Raw genomic sequence first — 7,857 nt, forward strand, 5'->3', positions numbered from 1 at the left:
CATGACCGAACCAACCATGCTGAACAGGGAAAGTGCCCTGTTCAGCAACCCCCCGGGGGCTCCGAAGAGCCCCCGGGGCGGGCTCCGCACCCTCTCCCCCTGGGCCAGCTACGGCCTGCGCCGTGCCGGCGGAGTGCTGCTGTCCGTAATCCTCCTTGTGGTGGTGACGTTCTTCATGGTCCCGCTCATCCCCGGCGACCCGGCAGTGGCAGTCGCCGGCGCCGACGCCACCACTGAGCAGATCGAGGCCATCCGGGAAAGCCTGGGCCTGAACCAGCCCCTGCACCTGCAGGGCATCCAGTACGTGGGGAACCTGCTGACGGGCAATCTGGGCGAATCGTTCGCCTACAGCACGTCTGTCTCCTCAATCATCGCCACCAAACTGCCCTTCACGGCAGAACTCGCCCTGCTGGGCATCATCGTGACCCTGATCGTTTCGATTCCGGCGGGGATGGTGGTGGGAATCCTGACGCGCGGCGGGCGCCGGAAATGGCTGGACGTGTCCTTCGGCATGCTCACCGGCTTCTTCCAGGCGGTGCCCCAGTACGTCATCGCCACGATGCTGGTTGTCATTTTCGCCATCGTCCTCAAGGTCCTCCCGGCCGCCGGCGCGGCAACCCTCACCTCCCTGATCCTCCCCGTGGTTGGCCTCTCGGTTGCGCCCATCTGCTCGATCGCCCGGGTGGTCCGCCGGGAAACCTCCACGGTCCTCGAGCAGGACTACCTGCGGACCGCCCGCGGCTGGCGCCTGCCGCCGCTTCGGCTCTACGCCCGCCACGCCCTGCCTAACCTGATGACCACCACGCTGACCCTCGCCGGCCTGATCCTGGCCGGCATGCTCGGCGGCGCGATCATCATCGAAAACGTCTTCAACTGGCCCGGACTCGGCAAGGAAATCGTCACGGCCATCATCAACAAGGACTACCCCGTCATCCAGGGCATCATCCTGGTCCTGGGTTTCCTCGCCATCATCCTCAACCTGCTGGTCGATGTCATCCTCGGAATCATTGATCCGCGCACCCTCGGAGGAGGAAAGTCCAATGGCTAAAACCACCCGTACTAAGCGGCACTTCCGGTGGACTACCGGCCTCATCATCGGCATCGCCCTGATGACCCTTATGGTCCTCACCGGCCTCCTCGCGCCCCTGTTCCTCGCCGAATCCGCCGAGAAGCTCACCGCCGACGCATCCCAGGGCCCCAGTGCCGCCCACTGGCTGGGCACTGACGACTTCGGCCGCGACGTGCTCGCACGCTCGCTCGTGGCCACCCGGCTCACGCTGGTCATGACGGCAGCCACAACGGTGATCTCCGTCGTCGGCGGTGTTTTGATCGGCACCTTCATCTGGCTGGCCCCGGCAAGGATCCGCAACGCCGTCCTGCGCGTGATAGATGCCGCCGTCGCCTATCCAAGCCTCATTTTCGCGCTGCTTATCGCCGCCATCCTCGGCCAAGGGGCATGGTCCGCTGTCCTGGCCATCGCCATCGCCAGCATCCCGGCGTTCGCCCGGCTCACCGCCAACATGGCCGCCTCGATCTCACAGCGCAATTACGTGTCGACGGCACGCCTGCTGGGTGTCCCCGGTCCACGCATCATCACCCGGCATCTGCTGCCAAACATGGCGGAGCCGCTGCTGGTGCTGACCGCCACCGTGTTTGCCACCACCCTCATCGAATTGTCCAGCCTGTCGTTCATCGGACTCGGTGTCCAAAACCCGGAGTACGACTTCGGGCGCCTGCTCAACGAGGCCCTCGTGAACATCTACTCCCAGCCGCTGCAGGCGGTCATGCCCTCGATCATGATCACCGTTGCAGGGCTGAGCGCCATGCTCATCGGCGACGGACTTGCCGCCGCCACGGACCCGCGCGGCGGGCGGAAGTTCGGCAGCGTGAAGGCCGCCTCTGAGCTGCCCGCCTCAATGCGGGCCGACGGCGAAGCGCTGGTGGAGGTGGACAACCTCACCGTCCTCACACCCAACGGCGTCCCCCTGGTCAAGGGTGTCTCGCTCAGCATCCACGCCGGTGAAGTGGTGGGGCTGGTGGGCGAATCCGGCTCCGGAAAGTCCCTCACCGCCATGTCCATCGCCGGCCTGCTGCCCGAGGAACTGACGGTCACGGCGCACTCCATGCGGCTCGGCGAACTGGACCTGCTCAAGAAGAACGATCCCCGCACGCTGGCCACCTCCATCGGGCTGGTCTACCAGGATCCCGGCACCAGCTTCAACCCGGCCCTGCGGATGGGTTCCCAGTTGACCGAAGTCAGCAGGGTCCACCTGAAACAGTCCGGGAAGACCGCGTTCAACAGGATGGTCAAGGCACTCGCGGACATCCGGATCACGCAGCCGGAAACGCGGATGCGGCAGCACCCGCACGAGCTTTCCGGCGGCATGCTCCAGCGCGCCATGATTGCCTCCACCCTGGTCACGGACCCGCGGCTGATCATCGCCGACGAGCCCACCACGGCGCTTGACGTCACCGTCCAGGCTGACGTCCTGCGCCAGTTCCGCACCATCAACCGGGAAATGGGCACCGCCATGCTGTTTATCTCCCACGACATCGGTGTGGTGCAGGCCTTGTGCGACAAGGTGATCGTCATGAACGGCGGAAAGATCCTCGAACGACTCACCGGCGCCCAGTTGGCAGCCGGCGACGTCAAACACCCTTACACCAAAGCCCTGCTGGCGGCGACGCCGAGCATCGCCGAACGCAAGACAGAACTCGTCGCCGTCCGGGCAGAGGACTTCACGTTCGACGAAATCACCGACGACGTGCCCGTGTCCGGCCCGGTTCAGCCTGGCCCGGTCCGCCCGGAAACAGAGAGGCTCCAGCCATGACAACCACACCGAACTCCGCCGCCCCGGTGCTGGAAGTCCGCGACCTGGAGGTCACGTTCGGGTCCGGGCACGCAGCGGCCAAGGTCCTCAAGGGCGTCTCGGCCACCATCGAACGCGGCAAGACCCTGGGCATTGTGGGTGAATCCGGCTCAGGCAAGTCAACCCTGGCCAAGGCGGTCGTCGGCCTGAACCCGGCCAGCGCCGGCAGCATCTGGATCAACGGCATGGACGTGGCCCGCATGTCGTCTGGCCAGCGCCGTGCCATGCGCCGCGAGGTCCAGATGATCCCGCAGGACCCGTACTCGTCGCTCAACCCGCGCCGCACCATCGGACAGACGCTGGCCGAGGCGATTGATCCCGTGAAGTCCAACCCCAGGGACCACCGCGAGAAGATCGCCTACTGGCTCTCCACCATCCGCCTCGACGCGGACGTGGCGGAGCGGTACCCGCACGAGTTTTCGGGCGGGCAGCGCCAACGCATTGCCATTGCCAGGGCCCTGGCAGTGGGGCCGAAACTGATCATCGCGGATGAGATCACCTCGGCCCTAGACCTGTCGGTGCAGGCGGAAATCCTGAACCTCATCAGCCGCCTGCGCACCGAGCTGGACCTGACCATGGCCTTCATCTCCCACGACCTGGACGTTGTGCACCATGTCAGCGACGAGATCATGGTGCTGTTCCACGGCGAAGTGGTGGAAATCGGCTATGTGGACTCCGTCTACGGCAACCCCAAACATCCGTACACGCGCAAACTGATCGACTCGGTGCCTGGCGGCCCGGGCTTCGACATCGGCGAACGCCGGGCGGCCGTCGCCTAGGCCACCAGCCCTTCCCCAACTGGGTCGCATTTAATGTCGTTATGAGCCCTCATAACGACCTTAAGTGCGACCTACTTGGGTTAAACCAGCCGGGGTGCCGGGCGCGGGTACTCGTCGCCGCCGTCGTGTTTTCCACCGCTGCGAACGCCCGATCCGCTGCTCTCCTCAATTGCCTTTCCGAAGCTCTTGCCCGACGCTTTTTGAAGTGCGATGATTGTCACAGATGAGAAATGTTTCTCAGTTCAAGCCCGACTAATGAACAGGCTCAATAGATGCAGACAGTCCGTACCGTCACCTTCCCGGACCGGGACCTCCTGGCCAGGGTGCAGCCTCTCCCGGCCGGCATCGAAGCCTCGGTCTGGGACCTCCGCTCCGAGCCGGAGGGCGTCTCACTGGACGCCATCGACGCCGTTATCCTCCCCTACATTGATGCATCCGCCGTCCTCGGCTCGCTGTCCAGGGCCACCAATCTGAAGTTCGTCCAGACGCAGTCCACGGGTTTTGACGGCGTACCGGAAGCGGCAGGGCGTTCGGCCGGCGTGGCGAGCGCCTCGGGCGTCCACGCGGCAGCAACCGCCGAGCTGGCGATCGGCCTGATCATCGCCAAACTCCGTGGCATTGACCAAGCGGTCCGCGATCAACAGACCGGCGAGTGGAAGCCGCAGCGACGCTCCTCGCTGGCGGACCGCCGCGTGCTGCTTGTGGGCGTCGGCGGCATCGGGCATGAAATCGCGAAGCGGCTTGAGCCTTTCGAGGTGGAGATCACCCGGGTGGGCAGCACCTCGCGCGAGGACAGCGCCGGCCACGTCCACGCCTCCTCGGAACTGGCGGCCCTTGCCGGAACCCACGACGTTCTCGTCGCGGTCACGCCACTGAACGAGCACACGCACCGTTTGGTGGACGCGACGGTCCTCGCGGCCCTGCCGGACGGCGCCCTCGTGGTCAACGTCGGCCGCGGCCCCGTCGTCGACACTGCTGCCCTTACCGCCGAGGTCCTGTCCGGCCGGCTTCACTGCGCGCTCGACGTCGTCGACCCGGAACCGCTCCCGGCGGACCACCCCCTATGGTCAGCGCCCAACGCCCTGATCACCCCGCACATCGGCGGCAACGCCTCAGCTTTCGAGCCCCGGATCGTCAAGCTCCTCGCCTCCCAGCTCAAGGCGCTGGCCGGCGGAGAACGCCCGGCAAACCTGGTCCAGGCCGGGCCTTTCTGACCCGCTTCGCCAAGTCCGCACCCCTCATGCACCTTTCCCGTTGAATCCACCAAGAGAAAACGCAGCAGTCATGAAAAGCAGAGCCATCGTCCATAGCAAGTTTGAAGCCCGCTTTTTGGGTGCCATGCCTGGCAGCAGTTCCGTTCAGGCGCGCCTCCCGGCGAACGTGCAGGCGAGCCGCGCTCCGCTGCGGCTGGCTGCGGAGCAGGCACGGGCACAGTCCGTGTCAGCTGGGCGCCGGCCTCGGCCTGGCAGCTTGAACGAAGGCCCCTAGCCGGGAGTACCAAGCAGGCGTAGCGTCGTTCGGAGAAGCGGGCCGCCAGCCGGAAGACTTACACGGCCCGCTGGTGGATTCGTGGAGGAGGCCGCGATGGCTGGGTGGAATGCTGATACGGCTGCCGGGCCGCTCGGGGCCGGAACGGTCACCTTGGTCGAGGGATCGTCCTTCTGCATTTCTTCGTCGAACGGGGACATTCACGGTGACCATCCGCATGGTCTCTTTGTGCAGGACGCCCGGATCCTTTCGGGCTGGAGACTGACAGTCAATGGCGTGGCACTCGAGCCCCTCGCGGCGGAGACGAAGGAGCCGTACCGGGCGTTGTTTGTGGGCAGGGTTCCCCGGGCCGACGGCTACGCCGACAGCCCGCTGATTGTCGAGCGCCTGCGCGAGGTGGGGGCGGGATTCCAAGAGCGGATCACCGTCCGCAACTACGCACTGGAGCCGGCCGGATGCGTGATCGTCCTGAAGATCGAGGCGGACTTCGCGGACCTTTTCGAGGTGAAAGAGGCACGGATCCAGCGGCGCTGGGACGAAACCCGCCAGGCCGACGGCGGCGCCCTCTCCATCCGGTCCACCTGGCAGGACGTGCTGAAAGGCATGGTTGTCCAAGCGCCGGGTGCGGACATCACGCCCGAGGCCGTGACCTATCAGGTGTCGGTCCCGGCGCACGGCCACTGGAGCACAGTCCTGACCGTGGTGCCGGGCACGGAGGAAACCGTTTCAGCCGCATTTGTTCCTCCCAGCGGGGACGGCTTTTCTCCACGGGACCTGCGCAGGCGGGAGTGGGTGGAGAAGATTCCGGTCCTGCAGATGGGGAACCGGTCCATCGAGCGGACCCTGCGCCGCAGCTACGACGATCTGGGGGCTCTTCGGATCGAGGACCCCGACCATCCGGAGCGCGTCGTAGTAGCCGCCGGCGCGCCCTGGTTCATGACACTGTTCGGCAGGGACTCGCTGTGGGCCTCAGTCATGGCGATGCCGGTGGACCCGTCCCTGGCCCTGGGCACGCTGCAGACGCTGGCGGACCGCCAGGGCACCGTAGTGGATCCCCTCTCCGAGGAGGAACCGGGAAAGATACTTCATGAGGTCCGCCTCGACGTTTCCAGCGGCCTGTCCCTGGGTGGCAAGTCCAACTACTACGGCAGCGTCGATGCCACACCCCTGTTCCTCATGGTGCTCGGCGCGGTCAGCCGCTGGGGATTCGCCGCGGACACCATCGCTGCCCTGCTCCCCCATGCGGACCGTGCGCTGGACTGGATCGTGAATTACGGGGACAAGGACGGCGACGGCTTCGTCGAGTACCAGCGCCTGAATGACCAGGGGCTGATCAACCAGGGCTGGAAGGACTCCTGGGACGGCATCAACTTCGCCGACGGCACGTTGGCTGATCCGCCCATCGCACTGAGTGAGGTTCAGGCGTATGTCTACGTCGCCTATCTGTCGCGGGCATGGCTGGCGTACGACGCCGGGGACACGGCTTTTGGGAACGAACTCGCCGACCGTGCCGCGAGGCTGAAGAAGCAGTTCAACGAGCAATTCTGGATCCCTGAACGCGGGTACTACGCCATCGCCCTCGACGGTAAGAAACGGCAGGTGGACGCTTGCGCGTCGAATATGGGGCACTGCCTGCTGCAGGGCCTCATCGATGAAGACAAGGCCCCTATGGTGGCTGAGCGGCTGCTGTCCCCGGAAATGTTCAGCGGCTGGGGCGTGCGTACCCTTGCCAGCGACATGGGGGCCTACAACCCCGCCAGCTACCACAACGGATCGGTCTGGCCGCACGACAACGCAATCGTCGCTGCCGGGCTTCTCCGCTATGGCTTTGTGGACGAGGCTCAAAGAATCGCCGCCGGCATGATGGACGCGGCCGAGTACTCCGACGGCCGCCTCCCGGAACTGTTTTGCGGGTTCAGCCGGGACCAGCTCGGCGCCCCTGTCCCCTACCCGACCGCATGCTCCCCACAGGCATGGGCGGCCACCGCGCCAATCCAGCTCGTGACCAGCCTGATGCGGTATGACCCGGTGGTCTCCGCAGGCGGCGTATGGCTGGATCCGGTCCTTCCGGAGTCCTTTGGGGACCTGCACATCACCAATGCTCCGCTGGGCGGCGGCCGCATCACCATCGACATCGCCGGTTCCGTGCCGTCCGTTCATGGGCTGCCGGAAGGATTGGTGTTCCACCGGGGGCACCGTCCGTGGATGAGTGAACTGGTGGAGCAGGCCGATCACCGCCGCAGGGAAGCGCGGCGCCAGGCGGACGGGCCAGCGCCCGTTTAAGGGCTGCCAGTCGCCGAGTCCGCTGAGGAGCGGCTCCTCCATTCCCTGTTTGAGGCCGTACCGCCCGCCATGGGCGGGATGCCTGACTTTCGGCGCGTGCAGGCCGCTTCGAAGCAGGCTGCGGTGCGCAACGTTGCCGAGGGCCACAACAGTTTCGATGTGAAAGAGTTGAGCCAGCGCCTGCCAGTAGGGGGCTCCGAGATCCGCTTCCGCAGTTGTGGGTGTGCGGTTGCTCAGGGGCGGCCCGGGACATGGGTGTGCCACGGGCAGGCGCTCCACAGCAGTGGAAGGAAGTTCAATTCATCCAGGACCGCCCACATCACGGTTGCAGTCGGCTCGGACGCGACGCCCGCCAACCGGGAGGACTCACGATGTGGGGGCAGGGCGACACAGGCGGCGAGGACCGCACACGGCGCGGAGAGCGATACTTGGCGGCA

5 protein-coding genes and 1 pseudogene are annotated in these 7,857 nt (G+C 65.9%); 5 read left to right on the forward strand and 1 reads right to left on the reverse strand.

Annotation, left to right across the window (positions count from 1 at the left end; translation table 11 throughout):
* Position 1 precedes the first annotated feature (1 nt).
* From IAQ70_RS10280 to IAQ70_RS10300, 5 genes are all read left to right on the forward strand, one after another.
* Complete coding sequence (locus IAQ70_RS10280; RefSeq protein WP_223859763.1) at positions 2-1,048, forward strand: ABC transporter permease; 1,047 nt, start codon at positions 2-4, stop codon at positions 1,046-1,048.
* Complete coding sequence (locus IAQ70_RS10285) at positions 1,041-2,831, forward strand: dipeptide/oligopeptide/nickel ABC transporter permease/ATP-binding protein (RefSeq protein ID WP_190989211.1); 1,791 nt, start codon at positions 1,041-1,043, stop codon at positions 2,829-2,831. Before IAQ70_RS10280 ends, IAQ70_RS10285 begins: the two co-directional genes overlap by 8 nt.
* Positions 2,828-3,649, forward strand: coding sequence for an ABC transporter ATP-binding protein (locus IAQ70_RS10290; RefSeq protein WP_190989212.1), 822 nt, complete (start codon positions 2,828-2,830; stop codon positions 3,647-3,649). The genes IAQ70_RS10285 and IAQ70_RS10290 overlap by 4 nt, the downstream gene beginning before the upstream one ends.
* 272 nt (positions 3,650-3,921) lie before the next feature.
* Positions 3,922-4,863, forward strand: a complete 942-nt coding sequence (locus IAQ70_RS10295; RefSeq protein WP_190989213.1) for a 2-hydroxyacid dehydrogenase — start codon at positions 3,922-3,924, stop codon at positions 4,861-4,863.
* A 370-nt stretch (positions 4,864-5,233) separates the two neighbouring features.
* A complete protein-coding gene (locus IAQ70_RS10300) occupies positions 5,234-7,420 on the forward strand; it encodes an amylo-alpha-1,6-glucosidase (RefSeq protein ID WP_190989214.1) in 2,187 nt (728 codons plus the stop codon).
* Between the two features lie 233 nt (positions 7,421-7,653).
* Here the strand turns inward: IAQ70_RS10300 and IAQ70_RS23190 are convergent.
* A pseudogene (locus tag IAQ70_RS23190) lies at positions 7,654-7,857 on the reverse strand (hypothetical protein); the annotation flags it as partial.

Source organism: Pseudarthrobacter sulfonivorans (assembly GCF_014712225.1).
Classification (GTDB): Bacteria; Actinomycetota; Actinomycetes; order Actinomycetales; family Micrococcaceae; genus Arthrobacter; species Arthrobacter sulfonivorans.